The organism is Psychrobacter sp. Sarcosine-02u-2, assembly GCF_002836335.1.
GTDB lineage: Bacteria > Pseudomonadota > Gammaproteobacteria > Pseudomonadales > Moraxellaceae > Psychrobacter > Psychrobacter faecalis.
Genome location: NZ_PJBX01000140.1, coordinates 1 through 20351 on the forward strand (window position 1 = coordinate 1; position 20351 = coordinate 20351).

The 20351-nt window shown below is 43.0% G+C and carries 12 protein-coding genes, 1 tRNA gene and 1 pseudogene; 7 read left to right on the top strand and 7 right to left on the bottom strand.

Annotated features, from left to right (window positions below; all coding sequences use genetic code 11):
- Nucleotides 1-238, top strand: a 238-nt coding sequence (locus tag CXF58_RS05555; RefSeq protein WP_145989801.1) for a transposase, incomplete at its 5' end; no start/stop codon positions are given.
- A gap of 115 nt (nt 239-353) precedes the next feature.
- Nucleotides 354-911 (top strand): hypothetical protein, encoded by a 558-nt coding sequence (locus tag CXF58_RS05560; RefSeq protein ID WP_102076845.1) that lies wholly within the window; start codon nt 354-356, stop codon nt 909-911.
- Between the two features lie 174 nt (nt 912-1085).
- Here the strand turns inward: CXF58_RS05560 and CXF58_RS05565 are convergent, their stop codons facing one another.
- Nucleotides 1086-1442, bottom strand: coding sequence for a transposase (locus CXF58_RS05565; protein WP_102076846.1), 357 nt, complete (start codon nt 1440-1442; stop codon nt 1086-1088).
- Nucleotides 1443-1482: 40 nt separating this feature from the next.
- Complete coding sequence (locus tag CXF58_RS05570) at nt 1483-1833, bottom strand: IS630 transposase-related protein (RefSeq protein ID WP_102076847.1); 351 nt, start codon at nt 1831-1833, stop codon at nt 1483-1485.
- A gap of 123 nt (nt 1834-1956) precedes the next feature.
- Here CXF58_RS05570 and CXF58_RS05575 point away from each other — a divergent pair.
- Nucleotides 1957-3182: pseudogene (locus CXF58_RS05575) on the top strand (IS3 family transposase).
- An 83-nt stretch (nt 3183-3265) separates the two neighbouring features.
- Here CXF58_RS05575 and CXF58_RS05580 read toward each other — a convergent pair.
- From CXF58_RS05580 to CXF58_RS05590, 3 genes are all read right to left on the bottom strand, one after another.
- Nucleotides 3266-3341, bottom strand: a tRNA-Arg gene (locus CXF58_RS05580).
- A gap of 72 nt (nt 3342-3413) precedes the next feature.
- A complete protein-coding gene (locus CXF58_RS05585; RefSeq protein WP_102076848.1) occupies nt 3414-4244 on the bottom strand; it encodes a hypothetical protein in 831 nt (276 codons plus the stop codon).
- 65 nt (nt 4245-4309) lie between these two features.
- Nucleotides 4310-4882 (bottom strand): hypothetical protein, encoded by a 573-nt coding sequence (locus CXF58_RS05590; RefSeq protein WP_102076849.1) that lies wholly within the window; start codon nt 4880-4882, stop codon nt 4310-4312.
- A gap of 468 nt (nt 4883-5350) precedes the next feature.
- Between CXF58_RS05590 and CXF58_RS05595 the strand changes: the two genes are divergently transcribed.
- From CXF58_RS05595 to recD, 3 genes are all read left to right on the top strand, one after another.
- Nucleotides 5351-9859, top strand: a complete 4509-nt coding sequence (locus tag CXF58_RS05595) for an exodeoxyribonuclease V subunit gamma (protein ID WP_102076850.1) — start codon at nt 5351-5353, stop codon at nt 9857-9859.
- An 84-nt stretch (nt 9860-9943) separates the two neighbouring features.
- Entirely contained in the window at nt 9944-14500 is a 4557-nt protein-coding gene (locus tag CXF58_RS05600; RefSeq protein WP_102076851.1) for a UvrD-helicase domain-containing protein, read from the top strand.
- Nucleotides 14501-14601: 101 nt separating this feature from the next.
- A complete protein-coding gene (gene recD / locus CXF58_RS05605) occupies nt 14602-16809 on the top strand; it encodes an exodeoxyribonuclease V subunit alpha (protein WP_102076852.1) in 2208 nt (735 codons plus the stop codon).
- Nucleotides 16810-16908: 99 nt separating this feature from the next.
- Here the strand turns inward: recD and CXF58_RS05610 are convergent, their stop codons facing one another.
- Both CXF58_RS05610 and CXF58_RS05615 read right to left on the bottom strand, forming a co-directional pair.
- A complete protein-coding gene (locus CXF58_RS05610) occupies nt 16909-17472 on the bottom strand; it encodes a hypoxanthine-guanine phosphoribosyltransferase (RefSeq protein ID WP_068404752.1) in 564 nt (187 codons plus the stop codon).
- Between the two features lie 102 nt (nt 17473-17574).
- A complete protein-coding gene (locus CXF58_RS05615; protein ID WP_102076853.1) occupies nt 17575-18243 on the bottom strand; it encodes a hypothetical protein in 669 nt (222 codons plus the stop codon).
- Nucleotides 18244-18589: 346 nt separating this feature from the next.
- Here CXF58_RS05615 and CXF58_RS05620 point away from each other — a divergent pair, with 346 nt between their 5' ends.
- Complete coding sequence (locus CXF58_RS05620) at nt 18590-20269, top strand: carbon starvation CstA family protein (RefSeq protein ID WP_068404748.1); 1680 nt, start codon at nt 18590-18592, stop codon at nt 20267-20269.
- Nucleotides 20270-20351: the final 82 nt, after the last annotated feature.

The following is a 20351-nucleotide window of genomic DNA, read 5'->3' on the forward strand; positions in this document are numbered from 1 at the left end:
TATGAAAGAGGATAGACCCAAACCTGTGGTAAGGCGGCTAATGAAAGCCCGCCGTATCGTTGAAACAGTCATTGGTCAGTTATCAGAACGATTTAATATACAAAAGGTACGAGCAAGAGATTTATGGCATTTGTCTCATCGATTGATTCGTAAGATTCTTTCACACAATCTGTGCTTTGTACTCAACAAAAAACTTGGTAACCCGCCTCTTCAGTTTGATTTGCTTATTTCAAGTTGAGAGTGGGGTAGTACGTATATTTATTACTATCCTAAAAAAGCTTGGGGTTCACAGTCTCAGCAATCAGCACCTATAGTTGATACCCAATCTTTAATTGATCAAGGACTAAACTTCCATGACTCTACCTCGACTCGATAGTGTAAAGAAAACGGTTAGCAGCTGGATTGTACTTCTACTGCTAACCACATCTGCCAGCACACAGGCAGAAATACACGATAAACAATTGAACTCAAGCAAAGTGATTGATGTTCAATACTTAATAAGCAAATCTACGTTGAGCTGTTCTTTTAACACCTCAAGTGGAGAACTAATAAGCTTTTATACGAATCTTTTGGAAAATCCATCAATAGAGAAAAAAAACAGTCAGTTTATCATTGGCAATAAATATAAAGTAAAAAATGTAAAATCAATAAATAGCACATTTAAGAAAACGAAAAATGAAATATCTAAGAATATGGATACTGACTTCAATAAATTCGGTGTTAGAGTACTCAGGATTTCTAGTTTTGCTCAAAATGGAGATAGTGAAAATTTTGGATATTACATTATTTTGAAAGGTAAACCTTCATTCAATAAGAGTGTTTTACAGAAGCATAATATAGAATTAACCTATTCAACTATAGAAGAAACTAATGGTGGTAACACACGGATTCGATGTATTTTAGTTGGTTGATAGTTATATATAGTCAGCTCAAAATAAAATTGTTATGGTTGGGACAAACATCATAAAACAATTTGGATAAGTCGTTTTCCATCCAGCCTTGGCGTAGAAACTTCACCTGAGCCCATTTTTTCTCCCACTCGAGCACAGCTCTCGTCTTGCGCTCGGGCAAAGCAGTGCTTTGCTTTATCCTCGCTCAGGATTCAGATCAGGACTGTAGGGCGGCAGCCATAGAATACGATGACCATGCCTGTTCAGTAGCTTTTGAATGCGTTTGCTCTTATGAAATCTGGCATTATTCATGACAATCACGCATTTGGTTTTAAGACTTGGGATTAGCGTGAATTTGCACCAGTCGTAAAATATGTTGCTGTTAATGTTGTGCTTAAAGTAATCTAGGGCAAACAGCATCTTGTCATAAAGAGCACCGATAACGTTGGTTCGCTTTTTACCTTGCCAGTTATAGCTATCGATACAAGGTGTACCTATCGGTGCATAGCCATGAGAGCAAATGGTTTCATGTTCAAAGCCGCTCTCATGCATATAGACGATGGGATAGCCTTGTTGTTTAAAAGTATCAAGCTTACTTTGATAGATCGCTCTTTTTATCGGACAGGCTTTTGGATGTTCTAAGGTCTTTTTTTTGACTGATGCCTAACCGCTTTAGGGCATGATAAATGCCTGTTTTACTACAGTTTAAACGACGGGCTCGCTCATACTGGTAATCATCAGGGTGTTCTTTGACATCATTAAGTAGCACGTCATCTGGTATTTTATAGGGTTTGGTTTGCCTGGTTGTTTTGCTATGAATACGTCTCTTCCAGTTCTGTATCGTGGTTGGACTGAGATTATAAAACTCAGCCGCCTCGGCAAAGGTCATACCGTCATCTATACTTTTAAGAACTTGCATACGAAAATCTAGTGAGTAAGTCATAATCTTTATGATAACAATTGGATTTAATAATTAGTTTATAACACTTTTAAGTGGAATTGACTATATGCTGAAGAAACCGTACAAGTAAACTTGGTAAACTAACGACTCAACGAGGAGTTTACCATGTCCAAGAAAGTTAGAACTTACAGCACAGAATTTAAAGCAGAAGCTGTCAAGAAGATAGCGGATAATAATGGCAATATTTCAGCTACTGCAAAGCAGCTCGGGATCGCCATGCAAACCTTATCTAACTGGCAGAATAAAGCCAATCAGGGCAAGCTTGAAGGGACTGAACAATACGATCCTGATCTTATGAGTGCTCTTCAAGAAATAAAGCAGCTCAAGCGTCAGCTCAAAGTGGCTGAAGAGGAGCGCGAGATCTTAAATGAGGAGGGATAAAGCGAAGCACTGCTTCGCCCCGACGCAAGATGAGAGCTATGCTCGAATGAGGCGACGGCGTACTTCGCGAAAAACAGCCCGTAAAGTACGCCTTTATTAAAGACAATCAGCAGATATTTAGCGTCACTACTATGTGCCGTGTATTGAGCGTTAAGCCCTCAAGCTACTACGATTGGCTAAGTCGTGACTTAAGCGAGCAGCAGATACATCGTAATCAGTGCGAGTTACTGGTTAAAGCTGCGCACAGTGAAACCAAGGAACGCTACGGCTTTGAGCGTCTACAGGCGCACCTAAACGGGCAAGGACATGATATCAGCCCTTACATGGTTAGAAGCATTAAAGAGGAGCATGGCATCAAATGCCGTCGCCACAAGCGCTTTAAAGTCACCACTGACTCTAATCACAATAAGCTGGTCTATGACAACGTATTAAATCAGCAGTTTGATATGCAAAGACCGAATCAAGCTTGGGTCAGTGACATCACCTACATCTGGACAAACGAGGGCTGGCTGTATTTAGCAGGCATTAAAGACTTATACACTAAAGAGCTTGTCGGTTACGCCATTAATAAACGCATGACTGCTGATTTAGTTTGCCGTGCACTCACTATGGCAATCAAGAACAAACGACCTGCCAAAGGGCTAATAGTCCACTCTGACAGAGGCAGCCAGTATTGCAGCCATGCCTACCACAAGATCATTAAGCAGCATCAATTTACAGGCTCAATGAGCGCTAAAGGCAACTGTTATGACAATGCGCCGATAGAAAGCTTCTGGGGTACATTGAAGAATGAGCTGATATATCATAAAGATTATAAAACCAGATTTACAGCCATCAACGATATCATTAGATATATCGAGCTGTACTACAACCAGACGAGGATTCAAAAGGGCTTGGGCTATCGAGCGCCAAGACAGGTGTGGTTTGACTACTATCGTCAGGCTGCGTAATTAAAATCTCCCAAGTTTAACTGTACGGATTTGACGGCAGGGGTCACTTTAGGTAATGCGAGGTTATGTCTAAATACAATGATTGGTGCGCCCACAGGGACTCGAACCCCGATCGATCGCTTAGGAGGCAACTGCTCTATCCTGTTGAGCTATAGGCGCGTGGTGGAGTGCTATTGTAAAAAAAAGGTCTGACAAAAGCAATGCGTAATCATCAGGCAGCGGGCCTTAGACTTATTTACCATTGCTAAGCGCGTCGGATACATCTACCGAGAGCTCGCCGGTTGCTTGTTTGGCGCGTGAACTTGGTTGAAATAAATTGTCCATATCATTCTTATAACCGTCGATATTGGTATAATTATGCTGGCTTAAGATATCTTGTCCGGTACTTGAGAGCAAAAAATTTCTAAAATTAATCGCCGCAGGGTTTTGCGTTAATACCACGCCATCTACCGCTTGCTCGCCTCGTAGGGCATAGCCAAAAGAACTCAGGCTACGGGTATTGGTATTATCGCTTTTGGCGTGAGCCGCCACTTCTGCATCAGCTTCATCTACGCCATCTTCTGCTTTTTTAACTTGGGTGCTACTATCATTTAATTTGTTCTGGTTGTGCTTGTCTTGAGCGGTTTTTAATTGTTCTTGCAAAGGCGCTAGGCGCTCTTTTGACAGCTTGCCATTCGCAATGATTAAATCGGTATCTATGAGAAAAGACGCGCGCTCATCGTCGGTGCGATGACTGTCGGCAAAATCATTATCGGATAACGTTAAAAGGGCAGCCGAAGACACATAATTTGTCAATATTTGCATATTTGGGTAGCGTGCTTGAAAGCTTGCAATCACCGCATCTAAAGGTGCTTGCAGCCCATCTTCTGCTTGGATGTGCAAGGTGCTTTTCGCAATGGTATTTTCGTCATTATCCGCAGACGATGTATCATTGTTATTTGCCATAATCGGCAAAGGGTCCATATTTTTGCGGTTACTGGTCCATAACCAAGTAAAGATGGCGATAAAAATAATCAGCAGCAGTAAAATAAGCCCCGCTAATAGCAGCTTGTAATCTCTCATAAGTTACCGCTCTTTTTTTGGTTAATGTGGTTAATTGATAGAGTAGATGATAAATGGTAACAGATTTATTCTTGATGGTTTAATACTTCGTCTACTAAATCTGCCAGCATATGAGCAAAGATGTCCGCGTCTTTTGCTACAGGTGCTGCCGTACTTGGCTCATTAGTTTTTTGTTGGGTAGGATTATTTTCGTTATTACTGTTAGCATCATTAGATACTACTTGGAAGCTTGAAACAGGCACGTTTTGTTTATCCGTCGCTTGAGCAGCTGCCATATTAGTAGACAATGCTTGCAAAGCCTGATGCGCGGCCAATGGCGATTCACCGGTGGTAAGTTTGTCTTTAAGCCATTTAAAACCGTGGGCTTCCCACCATGCTTCAAAGCGTGGTAACGTGCTGCCACGCACCGCTGCTGGCAAGTTTAAAGTACGAAGTTTTTGGGTCAATATCGGGTCGCTAATGGCTTGATGAATGCTAAGATAAAGACCACTGCTATCGTCAGTATAAGGCTGCCTGTTTTGCCATGACCTATCATCAATTTTCATGCGGGGCAATTCCCACAACTCACCGCGGTAGTATACAACATATAACCGGCGTTTAGGATGAACGAAAATGGCATCAATGGGGCGCATGGGCATAGTATTCTGTTATCTCTTTAACAAAAAAGTTTAGGTAAAGGGTAGAGCGACATCCGTTGTCGCAAGCGCTCTTGATTTATAGGTGACGTGCTGGTAAACCACCGCGAACAGTGGCACACTGATCAGCAGATTGCGCACGTTATTAGCTTTTCTCACTACCAACCGTTTTATTGTTACTCATCGTTTATTATTAGCGACAGTTTTATTGCCAAACACAGGGCGTTATGCATGAATTGGTACTATAATATCTACTGTTTTTAATCGACATTATGCTAGCAGAAATGCAACAGACTAACGAGCAGCAAACATAGATTGATGAGTGTTGTCTACCACGTTTCTTCTTCATAAAAAGTATGAAACCATACGCTATCATCAGCTTTGCCGTAAAATTTACACGCTTGTCGTGTTGTTTTTAATACTCAATTTTTACTATTCCAGCTTTATTCATTCAAATAGATTACCTCATTTATGTTTACCATTATTCAGTCGCACCGCACCGAGCTTTTAGTTGAGCAGTTGTTGGAGGCCTATAAGTCCAAAAATCAACCCATTTTTGAAGAGTTTGTTGTCATTGTGCCATCAATGGTACTTGGTGATTGGCTAGACAAGTCTATTGCAAGCCAAGCGGGTATCAGTACCTTAGTAACGACGACGTTTTGGGGTCAGTATCAGTGGATATTGATGCAGGATGTGTTGAGCCGCCACAATGCCTATTTATTAGAACAAAACCCTGAAGCGGCAACGTTGAATGTTCCTGAGGTGGCAGTGCTGTCACCAACGGTAATGCAGTGGCGCTTATTTGGCTATTTGACTTATTACCAAGAGGCAATTGTCGCTGATGAAAAACATCCCGTTCATCCACTGCTGGCGTCTTTGATTGATGAGCCGCAAGAAGAAGTTCAGCAGGATAAGGCACAGCAAGATGCGCGTATTTGGCAGCTGGCAAGTGATTTGGCGAGGGTGTTTAACCGCTATTTAACCCATCGTGAGGACTGGTTGGATCTGTGGTCACATAATAAGCCGCTTAATGTGGATGCGCTGATAGCGGATAAGGATGCACTATCCTTGCGCTTCGATAAGTATGCACGTGGCACCCCTGAATGGTTGGTGGCGCACTATGTAGAGTTAGAGGTCGCGCAGCGTTTCTTATGGTCGCATTTGTTTGCCGATGTGCATCAGCACCGGGTGGCACTTGAGGATACTTTTTGGTCAGCGCTAAAAAGCAACAAGGCGAATGAGCGTGCTCAACTGCCCAAAGTTCTGCGCATTTTTACCATTCAGCAATTGCCACAAACCGAGCTCGACTTTTTACAGCGCTTGTCACAATACATGGATATCACACTGCTGCACTACAACCCATCCAAGCTGTTTTGGGCGGATATTGTTGATAAATCATGGCTACAGCGTCAACAGATCATTAACCCTGAAAGCGTGTTTCTGCGTGATTATGGTCACAGTCTGCTATCACGTTTGGGCAAACAGTCGCGTGATACCTTTGCCATGCTTGCTAATTTATCGGGTAATGAGCAATACCAAGACGCACTCGTTGAGTGGCAGGACATCTTTAATGAGGGCGATGATAGCAATGATGGCTTGAGCGACGAGTTCAGTATTGATTTTGATGATAGTGCGCAACAGCTGCAAAAGAGCGTAAGCTTATTGAGACGTTTACAAAATGATGTGTTGATGCTCGATGAGCAGTCTACCCAGCAAGCGACCGCGGCCAAAGTATCGCAAGCAGTCAGTAAACAACTAGAGACCGGCTCTGATCAAGATGAGCAAGAGACGCCGTGGTATGACGATGAAGCATTAGAGAATAAACGCTTTGAGAAGGAGCGTTTTTGGGCAATGTCTGCACAAGATAATAGCCTAAGTATTCATTCATGCCATAGTTTGCAGCGTCAACTTGAAGTACTGCGTATTATGATTGGGCGCTGGTTGAATGAGCCATTAAAACCTGGTAAGAAAAAACGCCATATATCCGATATTGTCGTGTTGCTGCCCGATGTTGAGCGTCACCATGCGCTGATCAGCTCTATTTTCGTCAGTGGTAAAGGTCAAGACGGTTTGACCTTGCCTGCAAAGGTAACTGGTGTGGTCGATGCAGATATTCGTCAGCTATGGGAAGCCATCATTGGTTTTTATAAGCTGTTAGGCAGTCATAGTGCCCGCTTTGAAGCCGCCGAGGTGCTTGATTGGCTAATGCTGCCACCGCTGCATGAAAGTTTTGGCTTAACCCATGATCAGATGAGCCGTGGCTGTGATTTACTGGTAGAGGCAGGCTTTATTCGCGGCTTTGATGAATGGCATCTTAAACAAACCCTAGATAGCAACGATTATGACTACCGATTTACCTTTGCTCAAGCGTTAGATAGATTAACCTTGGGTCTCGTGATGCCAGAGGCCAGTTTAAGCGATTGCTTATATCCTTTGGCACAGGAAGAGTGGCCAAGCACTGCCTTGCCGGAAATGAGTTTGCCGCTGCCGCAAGTGAGCCTAAATGATGCGATAATTATTGAAGCGCTTTGTCGTATTTATGCCGGTTTGACTGCGCGCCGTGATGATCATACACAAAAACTAAAAGCGGAAGATTGGCTTGATCAGATTGAGAAACAAGTCATTCATCGCTACTTTAGTGATGTCGATCAAACGCGTACGATGCGCGCCATCTATAACGCTATGAATGGCTTTAAATCAAGCCTGAGGGCCAATCGTCACTATAGACAGTACGCCAGTAGCGATAGTGTCAGTAATGCTAACAAAAAAGAAGTAGAGCAAAGGCTGGCAGGCGTTGAGCAGTTGCCATTAAAGCTGAATTTTATGCTGGACAGTATTGAAGCAGAGCTTGAGAGTCAGCAGGTCAGTGCCGAGCCGACTGGGGTGATTACCTTTGGTCGATTTGGGGCGCTCAGAAATGTGCCTTTTGATTTGGTGGTGATGCTCAATATGGATCTGTCTGAATTTCCTGGGCGTGATCTTGATAATCGCTATGATTTGATGAAAGCCACCAATGCCCGCCGCGGTGATAGAGTCAGTGAAGATGATGATAATGGTGCATTTTTAGATGCCTTGCTGTGTGCGCGCAGTGCTTGCTGGATATTTTATAACGGTCAAAGTCTGTTGGATACCCACGAGCACCTGCCAGCCAACCCAGTTAGTGAGCTATTACAATTTTTGCAAGGTGAGGTGCAGTGGCAGGTCAACTCGCTTGAAGCGTTAGACACATTACCTGAGAATGTTGATTCTACCACCGAGAGCCTTAAGCGTTATTTACCTAAATTGATTAAACAGTGGCTGCTGACTGAGCATCCGGCACTGCCGTTTCATGAGAGTTTGTTTGAAACAGACATTGAAGACGCAGATGTTTGTGAGCAAGCGTCTGACATTCCTAAGCTCAATTTGAATGAAAGCACAGCTATGCACACTGAAAATGATATTCAAGACAACAGACTTATTGATAATGCAGATGAGTTAGATGTTCTTTTGAATACAGCCATGCGCAGAACCAAGCTTGCGCAAAAACGTCAGTTTCCTCCGGCGCCGCTTTGGCAAGCAGTGTTTAATACCTTAAAGGGCAGAGCATTTAGTGAGCATGCAGAACTGGTTAGCTTGCCTACCAAAGCACAGTACGAATCAATTGCTCAGCTGCTTGGTCAATCTCTAGGTCAGTTAGGACAAGTAGACAATCAAACCTTAGATGTAATAGCTGAGATGTTGTCACTAGACGCAACAGCTGTATTCAATGATTCTGGTGAGGTTAATGACCTTACTAAAAAGGCACTTTCCGAAACTGTATTTAATATTGGAGAGATAGACGTTGAAGGGGTATTGACCTATCAAGTGCGCCATCCTGCCAAGGCATTTTTGCGTACTCAAAAGGTGCATGTGGTGCAGGGTGAGGAAGCGATGGCACATCAAGAGCCACTATTCCTAGACAATCTAACGACTTATCAGATAAAAGAGTATCTGATTAACGAGCTGGCGAGCGATGCAGCAAATAATAGTACCGACAGCACCGCCACGCAAGACAGTCCAATCTTGATGTATCAAAAAATCATGCCAGCAGGTGTGGCGCGCCAAACGACATTGCCCAATCAAAAACAAAAACTGCAGCAGCAATGTCAGGAATTTAAAGAACAGCTAGTTGCTAATGGCTTGGATGATGCCCAGATATTAGAGGCAAGCGAGATAGGTGGTTTGCAGCTACTGACTCCAACCACCGAGCATCCCGTTCAGCTAGAGTTAGCGACTGTGTTGAACCATGCTGATAATGCGCCACTACCGAAGCTATTGCCTAAAATAGTTAAAATAAAAGGTTCAGTACCAATATCAGTTCCTACATCAGTATCGATAGATGCCAATCACCATTCCTCTAATCTACAGGCTGGCGTGTCCTATGCGGAAAACTCACCCAAGCAGTGGTTAAACATACTGCCCAATTCTGCTAGCCCCAAGCATTTAATCAAGTTTTGGTTGTCGCATCTGTATTGGCAAGTTGCCAGACGTACCACTGCCGAGCAAGTCGCAGCAGATGATGGCGTGAGTATTTGGCGCTTTAACAAATCCAACTCGCAAGTTGGTAAATATAAAGATGTAATCACATTTAAGTTAAGCCCTATTGTGTATGAAGATGCCGTGACCGAGCTGATAAAGTGGGCGATATTTGGCAAGCTAGTAGGTCAAGTGCCGATTACCTTATTGCCAGAATATGCGCTCAGTTATCTTGATAAGTGTGCAAAAGCGGCAGAGAGTGAAGATGAGAGCGGCAGCTATTGGCCAAAACGCGCAGACTTCTCAGATTGGCTAAGACCTAGCTATCACGTAGATACAGTATACGATACCTGCTCGCAGCATGCCATTTGGCAATACGTACTGCGTGATCAAGACGCGTTTAAAACCTTATCAGCAGCATTAACGACGTTAGCACAGCCGCTTTATGAGCCAATGTTTACAGCGCTACAAGGTTTAGATAGTTAGCAGGCTAGCTGGTTACTTAAAACTGTTTAAAACGGTTCGTTTTTTGCCCTTTGGTTTAATTGATAATAAAAAGTGTACGCCCCTATGACAGAATTTACCGCCACCACTCACATGATGGACATTTCTACCCAGCCACACGCATCTGATACATATCAGGGTATGACTGACAGTGAGGTTGCGAATCACGACATGATTAAGCCTAAGAATAATGCGGATGTGATACCAGCGGTTGATGTTGCATTGACGGGGCGGCATCTTATCGAAGCGTCAGCTGGTACTGGTAAAACGTGGACACTAACTGGCATTGTACTGCGTCTGTTGATTGAGGCACGGCGTGCACCAGAGCAAATCATTGCGACGACCTTTACTCGCGCTGCGGCTGCTGAGATGCGTCAGCGCATTCATGATCGTTTGGTGGATTTCTATCAGCTGCTGCAATGGGTGAATAGCCTGAGTGCTGACCGCGCTAATAAAGAGAGTTTGTATCCACATATATTACAGGTGACACCTGATAGTGATAAGCAAGCAGTCAATAGCTCAAATACGGATTCAAACGCTGAAATAGATGCAGATGAACTAAATCAAGACTTTGTTTATAACAACGTTCATGACAAAAAAGCTGCTGCTGAAAAGCGTGCACAAGCAAAAAAAGATCGTGAGGACTGGTTAGTCGCTCAGGCTAAATATGCGCGCTTAGATGACATCATGCAAGACCCTATCAATCTGCATCTGGTCGGCTACTTGCTTGATCATGTATACAGCTATCCTATGACAGAAGCCATTCGACGCACGGCGCTTGTATTAACCACCTTGGACAAGCTGTTTGTCGGAACCCTTGATAGCTTGGCGCAAAAATGGTTGAAGGAGTACAGTAGCGAGACCGGTCATCAGCAAGGGATGGCTATTATTGAAGACAGCAGCATTGAGCAAGTGACGGACAGTATTGTTCATGATGAGCTGCGTCAGTTTCAAAGTAGGCTGTATCACGAGCAACCTAAATTGTATGCATTGATGGATCAGCAAGGTAAGCTGACGGCGGTGGGCGATCATAAAAACTATGTAACTCGGTCGCTGAATTTTATTTCTGCGCCAATTGATGAAGTTGTGAGCAGTGATTTTTCTTTTGAGGGTTACGAGCGGCTTATCCATAGTATCATTGAGCGCAGCGATGAGCTTGATGCTTTCTTTAAGCCTGATGGCGAATACTATGAAGTTCCCAAAGGACAGTTGCAGAATAACAGAGAGTCTTGGCCGAAAATCGTTCAAGTGTTAGAAGAGTCTGGTCCCGCCGCTTATAAGTTCATATCAGACAAAAAAACTTATACTAGAAAGTTAATTGAAGCGTTTCAGAAAACTGATGATATAGGCAAACAGTTCTACAAGCCAAAAGATGGTGAAAGAGTTAATTTGATATTTAATGAGTTGCAGGTGGTTCGTGACTTTAAACGGTATATTGAAGAAAGCAAAAAGCTCGATGAATACGTTATTACTATTTTAGCCAATCTCAATCGCCATATCGTGTTGGCGGTACGTGACAGGCTACCGGTTATATTAGAAGAGCGCGGTGAAACTACCTTTAGCTTGCAGATGGTGCGTTTAAACCAAGCATTAACGGGTCGGCAAGGAGAGAAGCTGGCACGTTATATTCGTCATCATTATCCCGTGGCATTGATTGATGAGTCGCAGGATATCAATGGCGAGCAAGCCACTATGATTGAAAGCATCTATTTGCCAACAAATAAACGTAAACCGTTGGCCAATGACAAACAGGCTACTAATAAAACCAACCATGATTTTTTGTTGTTGGTAGGCGATCCTAAGCAGGCCATTTATGGGTTTCGCGGCGGTGATGTCGCCAACTACAATTATATGAAAGCCCAGTTTGAAAAAAGCAGCCTATGGACGCTCGATGTTAATCGTCGTTCAAACGCCAGTGTGATTAATGCCCTAAACTGTTGGTTCGGTATGCCTGCGCCAGTGACTCAAGAGAATAGGCTGGCACAGTTAGGTAGTGGTATTTATTACCAGCACATTAAAGCTGAAAAGCAAGAAAATCAGCTGTCTTGGTTTAATGATTCAAACATACTAAATAGCGACTTGGTAAATGACGTACTTTCTGCTCAGCCAGTGAGTGTGTTGCACTTGCCTTATGATAAGGACAAGGAGCTTGAGTATGATGAGTTCGAGATCGCAGCGCGTCATATTGCGACCTTACTCAGCAGTGGTCAGACATTAAAAGGCAAGCCGATTCAGCCGAGCGATATCGGTGTGCTGGCACGTGCCAAAAAAGATTTAAAACAAGTAGAAGATGAGCTGGTAAAGCTCAATGTGCCGACCTTGACCACCAGTGATGTGAGTATCTTCGAAACCGTCATGGCAGAGGATGTGGCAGCGCTGCTGAGTGCTATGCTATATCCGTATCGTCATGACATGATTAATCGGGTGCTGACCAGTCATTTGTATGGCCTGAGTATCAAAGATATTAAAGCCATGATGATTGACCATGAGGCAGGAGCTGTAGATTTAAATAGCGCTAATATAAAAGCCATCGACAATAAGAAAAGCTATCAAGACTTTATTAGCTATTTAAAAGAAGGTGCCCAGCGTTGGCAGCACTTTGGCGTATTATCGGCCATGCATTACTTGTTAGATCAAAGCCCTGTGCAGCCGCAAGGCGTTTGGCAAGCATTAGCCGCCCATCCAGAAGGCGATCGTCATATTATGGATTTGCGTCATGTAATGGATATATTAGCGCAGTATGGTATCGGCATGGGTGAGTACGAGCTGCTGGCCTGGTTTAGACAAAACATAGATAGCGCGCCTAGCAGCGATTGGGCCAAGCAGTATCCGTTACCGACAGAATCTGGCGTGCAGCTAATGACCATTCATAAATCAAAAGGGTTGGAGTTTCCTATTGTCTATGTGCTGGGTATGGGTGATGCCAGTAGGAAGTCAGGTAATAAAGAAGACTATGGGTTGTATCTCTACAACTCGCAACAAAACCCTACCCAACAAGATGCTACTCAACAAAGTCAGTCAGCGTTGGCGCAGCAATCGACAGGCAATCAGCGCCGATTCTCTCCTGTACAAGGCTCTGCGACCACAAAGGGTTACTATACCGATATTGAAACGCAGGAGGGCTTCGAGGAGCTGCGCCGGCTTGGTTATGTGGCCTTTACGCGCGCCAGTGAACAGCTTTATGTGGTACTGCGAGATCCCCACAACAAAACAGGGTTTGAATTAAAGCCGGTGTTCTATTGGTTTGAGTCACCAGAGCCAAAATTTGAATTGCCAGATAGATTCAAAGGCACCATAGGTATGATTAGAGGGCATAAGGTCAATGAGTTCTATAATGATAACTGTGCTGCTGCTAAAGCAGGCAAATTAACAGAAAGTGGATCGCCCGATTTTATTACGCCCAAAACCGAACCTATTGAGTATGATGATTTTTCAGAAGTTATGAAAATCAATTACTTTTACGGTTGGGCTAAGACCAGTTTTACCGCCTTAGCCCGTCAGCTAGATGAGTCAACGCAGACAATGGCTGTGATGGATGAGCGTATTGATGATGCGATAGATATTGATGTTGATATTGATATCAATATCACCGAAACGTCAGTTTCACCGTCACTGGGTGGTCATGCATCAGATAGTCATGACGCTGCCGCGCAAGTCGATCAGGCAAGTCCCAAGTTAGAGGATGATATTCGTTTTACCTTTGTGAAAGGTGCCAATGCGGGTACATTTTTGCATGAGATATTTGAAAAAATTGATTTTAATAATAAATCCCAGTGGTCTCAGGTTATCGATAGAGCTATTAGTAGCTATCAGCTGCCGTTGGTGTATAGCAGTGCTGAAACCCAAAGCCGTCGATTACAAGCGAAGAAGCAAGAGCAAGGCGATAGTTCTTCATTAAATACTGATTCATTGGATTCGGACTCGATAGATGCTAGCAAGCATGCAGCTCTCATTGGCTGGATTGAAGAGGTGCTACATACGCCGCTATTAGCGTCTGATCAGCCGTTACGCTCTATCGATGCAAGTCAGAGGTTCGCTGAATTAGAGTTCAATATGGGACTGTCAGAGCGTTTTAAAGCACAAGATATTAATAGACTCTTTCAGCAGTACCTGCCTAATGAAACCGACAAACATGTCAATCTGGTTCCGCAAAACAAAGCGCATTTATATCGTTATTTACGTGGTGAAATCGATTTGGTGTATGAGCATGCTGGCAAGTATTATGTCGTCGATTATAAAAGTAACTTTTTAGGAAATAGCCTAAGCGATTATAACGAAGCTACGCTCAAGCAAGCGATGTCTAAAGCAGGGTATTGGTTGCAAGCAGCCATTTATCAAGTGGCATTGCATCGGTTTTTGTCGATGCGAATTGCTGATTATGTAGGCAATGAAGCTAAGTATTTGGGCGCGGTGGAGTATGTCTTTTTACGAGGCGTATATGATCCAACCTCTCAGTTGGTGACTAAAGCAAAAGAGGCGAATGTACTGAGTGGCGGCGACTCAATAGCCAGTGAGACAATGCATGACAAACCAACAAACAGTGCCCGCTATGGACTGGTGACGTGGGATATTCCTATTGATTTTATTAAGGCCTTAGATGCATTGTTTGGCATGCCCAGTTAGCAGGGTACACAAAATGAATGCAATTACGAATTTGATGCAACAAATTACTGTAGCGATTAATCCTATAAGTATAGAGAAAAACAGACCATGAGTAATAATTTATGAATAATAATAAGAGCAGCGCTGCTATTAGCTTACAAGAAAGCTGGGCCAGCAACATCAGTGACTATATTTTGCTGCGCCGTCAGCAAACGCATTTAGCGTATAACGTGACCGATGCCAAGCTTAATACTGGTAGTGAAAAAATAGACAGAACACCAGACAGCGGTTTATTTGCAGCCTTATTTACTATGTTAGCCGCGCATTTAGAAGAGGGGCATACTGTACTCACCATTCAGGAAACTGAGCACGAAGTACCGCTCAGCGGTCATATCAATGACGAGGTGGTGACACTATATGCTTGGCAACAGCAGCTGTTAGAGATGCTAGCGATGCCGCTTATTGCCTTGAATGACACTCAAATAGAGGTTCAGTCAGAGGTGGATATTACGGCTGAGGTATCAATATTCGTACTGCTAGAGAACTTGTTTGCTAAGCAAGACCAGCTATGGGCGCAGCTGGCACTCAGTAATCATGAAAAAGAGATCTTGGTTAAAAGGCTTGATACAGTAGCGGCACTCTACCAATTATTGAAAAATAGTAACTTAACGTTTTTTTCTAAGTTAATCGATGAGCACACTTTGTTCGCTGACGTTAATGCTAATACAAACCAGAATGAAAATATAAATAGCCTAAGCAAAAATAATCAACCTATCGTTTATCAGCTTGTAAATAACAAAAAGGCTGATAAACAAAACGCAGCAATCACTTTTTGGTTACACAGAGCTTGGCAAGCAGAATTTAACTTAGCCGCGCGCATCAACACTATTTTAGACCATCAGGTAACACCGCTAGAGATAGCAATACCCGAAAACCTACACGAAAATCAGATAAAGGCAATTAATGTCGCCAATAACAACGCCTTTAGCATTATTACTGGTGGACCAGGTACGGGGAAGACCTACACCGTTGCTCAGCTAGTGATTGCACTGCAACAGGCAACAGAGAGTGGGGCAGATGCGTCTAAAAGCATTAGATTTAGCACTGACAGTGCTAGCTTGGCATTAGCAGCCCCAACTGGTAAAGCGGCACAGCGTATGCAAGAGTCTTTGCAAGCCGCGTTAGACACCGCGAATGTCGAACTACAATTACAAGAAGCCAAAACCATTCATCGCTTGCTAGGTATCGGACGTACTGGCAGACCGCGTTATGATGCTAATAATCCACTGGGCGAGGATATTATTATCGTCGATGAGGCGTCGATGCTAGGGGTGGAGCTGGCGAACTATCTTGTGAGTGCGGTAAAGCCTGGCGCAAGGCTGATACTACTAGGAGATGCAAACCAATTGGCAGCTGTAGATGCAGGGGCGGTACTGGCTGACTTGTGCCGCATTCCGCGGTTAGAGCCTATCCATGCAGAGCTAACAGAGAGTCGTCGATTTACATCAGATTCGGGTATTGGTAAGCTTGCTTATCAAATTAATAAGGCAAAGACAGATACTCATACTATTTGGCAGCTGTTAAAGCATGATAAGGTACTGAGTTTTCAATATGTGAATAACATTAACCCCTTACAAACAGAAGCTTCTCTACATAATGAAATAGAAAATAGCCTAAGCAAAAGTAAAAATATCTCAAACCTCACATCAAACTACCATACTTACATAAACAAAATAAAAACGCTGCTGACAAATCCGATAGAAAAATCCGTGCCAGAATCAGTTAAAGATACCATTGCTTCATTAATGGAAACCTTTAATCAGTTCAGGGTGTTAACTGCTGGCCATAATGGCGAGTGGGGCGACCATTATATTAATAAATACTTTACTCAATGGCACCTTGCTGAGCTTAAGCTACCACTGGGTCAAAACACATGGTTTCATGGTCGTCCCGTTATGGTCCTTCAAAACAATTATGAGCTAGGATTATTTAATGGCGATATTGGGTTTTGTTTGCAAACTGGTAATGAGCGTAGTCGACTCGAAGTGTTTTTTGAAAACAAGAAGCAGGGGATAGCCGTCAATCTTCTCAATGAAGAGGTGATCGCCACAGCCTATGCGATGACTATTCACAAATCGCAAGGGTCTGAGTTTGATCATGTGGCCATTACTTTTGATAATAGTCATGCAAGATTGCTGAGTAAAGAACTTATTTATACCGCTGTGACTCGTGCCAAAAAACAGGTAACCATATATAGTACGAAATCCGCTTTGGAAAAGGCCGTCCAAACACCCACTGAGCGCCATACGGGTTTGGCATTGCAATTTTAATTGCCACTGACTACAATCAAAGCAATAAGCAATAAAAAAGCATCCAGTCGGATGCTTTTTTATTATGCGATACATTCAAAATACTCAACCAAAGAATGACTAGATTTTGTCTTCTTTAATAGCGTAGATACCAGGCAGATGACGCAAGTAACCATGGAAATCCATGCCACAGCCATAGACATAACGATCTGCAACGTTGATACCAACAAAATCAACATCAAAGTCTGCAACTTTGCGATCATGCTCTTTATTGAGTAATACGCAACATTCAATCGATAAGGGTTTTTCTTTACCTAATTCTTCAACAATGGCTTTTAAAGTAATACCTTCGTCAAAAATATCATCGATTAATAAAACGTGTTCGCCTTCGATACTTACGTCAGGCTTAAATTTCCAATCAAGCTCATTGGTACCCGCATTATCACGATAGCGTGATGCATGGATATAATGCATGCGATGGTAAAAGGTTAGATGAGTCAATAGCTGACCGGCTGGGATAAGTCCGCCGTTCATAACGACCATCACGATTGGGTTTAAACCGGCATAATGTAGATTGAGCTGGGCGGCCAAGCGCTCATAAGCAGCGGCTACTTCGATACTGCTGATCAGGCACTCTGAGTTGCGCAGGGTTTTTTCAATTTCTTGGTTGTTAATTTGGGTCATGAGTTGCGCCTTTGATAAAAGTGCCGCCTATTTTAGCAAATTTTAGCAAATTTGCCCAACACTACCGTTTTAATAAAAACATAATAGTTGCTAATACAACCGCTATTCAGGTTTTTTTACGATAAATGGGCGATAATAATTGGCCAAACGATTCAATGATGCATCAGGTAGATCAGGCAGTAATTTATTTAGTGCCATGGTCATTCCTTTATCGATAGCTGCTTTGGCAACTGGCACAGATTTGCGCTTAATCATGCCAAGCTTCAACGTTTCCGCATAGCGACTAATGAAATGCGTTAACGTTTCTTCATTCATCGTTTCAAGTGCCGTTTTAAACGTTTTCATATCTACGTGTTCAGGAGTAACCGCTACAAAACCAGCATCAATGATTTTGGCGTCAGCATCTGACAATTTAAAACCGATACGCTTTTCACCTTCGTTATCGATAAAGGTCGCTTTATCACGTAAAAAATGAAAACTCGGCAACACTTCTTCGTTATTCTCTTTACCCAATAAAATATTAAGCAGCGTGTCAGTTGCTTTTTCGACCGTACCGACCACTTTACGCATGGCGGCTTGGCGCTCAGGATTTGGAATAATATCTACCAGTCCAACCAATAATTTATTGGTGAGGTCACGCGCCGTTTGGTGGGTTAAGGCATCACGATAGGGGTAGTAATCTGTTTCTACGTTTGATTCAACGATTTGCTCTGCCTCAATAATCAGCGCTTTTAATTCATCTGACGGTATAAATCCAAAATAATGGGCCATTCTAACTCCTGTATTTATCGTTTTTAATGTTTCACCAACGTTACAATTACTGCCAAATGAGTTACTATTTAAGGCATAGAATGCTAAGTCACACAAGAAGTAAAGACTCACCATACTTCATGGCTAATTGGTCAAGCGTTTTGACCTTAAAATACTATGCTTTATTAGCCAGTAATCACAAGAAGATATGCTGTTATCTCATTGATAGCTGTTTTCTTAGCAACTGTTTCTTGAAGAACAGTGAGCCGAGTCTTTCACTGCTCACTAATCTAGCATATTTTTAAGATTTTGATTTAAAAAGCTTGAACTTGTAAGGCTATCTAATACTTGTCTAGGGAGAGATAAGATGAATAGTGCTATTGTACTGTTGGTTGGTGTGGCCGCAATGCTTTGCGGTTATCTGTTTTACTCAAAATTTATCGCCACTAAGATTTTGGCCTTGGATGACAGTCGTCCCACGCCAGCCCATACGATGAAAGATGGGGTAGATTATATCCCCACCAATAAATATGTATTGTGGGGGCATCATTTTACCTCGGTTGCAGGGGCGGCGCCGATTATCGGTCCTGCAATTGCGGTTATTTGGGGCTGGGTGCCGGCCATTATTTGGGTGGTTTTAGGGACCATTTTTATGGCAGGCGTCCATGATATGTCAGCCATTTGGGCCAGTATGCGCAATAAGGGTCAGTCTATTGGCTCGATTGCTGGTACCGTCATGGGCACACGTGTACGTAGCTTAATGATGGTAGTTATTTTCTTATTATTATTAATGGTAAACGCAGTATTTGGCGTCGCTATTGCCAATATGATGATTAAGACCCCATCTTCTGTGTTACCTGTCTGGGGCGCATTGGTCGTGGCCTTCATCATCGGTCAATGTATCTATCGCTATAAGATGAATCTGGTTTGGGTATCCATTATTGGCGTTGTCGCTCTATATGGACTTATTTATCTTGGCCCTATGTTCCCAGTCGTGTTACCAGAGACTTTTATGGGGCTACCGGATAACGCCGTATGGATTATTATCTTATTCGCCTATGCGGCGATTGCCTCATTATTACCAGTATGGATGCTGCTGCAACCGCGCGATTATATTAATGGGTTACAATTATTTGTTGGTTTGATTTTATTGTATGCAGCCGTATTTATTGCGACACCAAACATTGTCGCGCCAGCGATTAATCATGATTTACCCATCGGCACGCCGTCATTAATGCCATTGTTATTCGTCACTATTGCTTGCGGCGCTATCTCAGGATTCCATGGTTTGGTGGCGACCGGAACGACTTCTAAACAGATTGATAAAGAAGGCGATGTACGTTTTGTTGGTTATTTTGGCGCTATGGGTGAAGGTATGCTCGCACTGGGCGCCATTCTTGCGGCCACCGCAGGTTTTGCGACACTCGGTGATTGGCAAGCGGTTTATCAAAAATTTGGCGACGGCTCTATCGGTGCTTTTATTGATGGTGGTGCGACCATCTTAAATGCAGGTGTTGGTATCGATATGGTGCTTTCTCAAACAATGCTCACTGTTATGGCAGCATTATTCGCTGGCACCACGATGGATACGGGTGTCCGCTTACAACGTTATATATTCCAAGAGTTTGGTGAGTTTTATAACATTCCAGTGCTAAGTAAAAGTGTCGTGGCTACTTTCCTTGCCGTCGGTAGCTGTCTATTATTAGCATTTGGCGCCGGTGGTATTGATGGTGCAGGTGGCATGATTATTTGGCCACTATTTGGTACCACCAATCAGCTCATGGCAGCATTAACCCTTATGATTGTCACGGTTATTTTATTACGTAAAGGCAGAGCGGTTTGGTACACCTTAGCACCTTTGTCATTTTTGCTAGTTATGACCATTTTTGCCTTATTGATTCAGCTAAAAACCTTTTTTACCGAGGGCAATTGGCTGCTGATTATTATGGACATTATTATTTTGATCGCAACGATTCTAGTAACGTTCGAGAGTCTATCTGTGCTGCGTAAAGAATGGACATTGCATAAAGGTAAAACGGATTCGTAATTGAGATTAAACCTTATCATTTTTACTTTTATCAAAAAAACGCTAGTAGCAATTGCTGGCGTTTTTTGTATGAGGTAGGCAT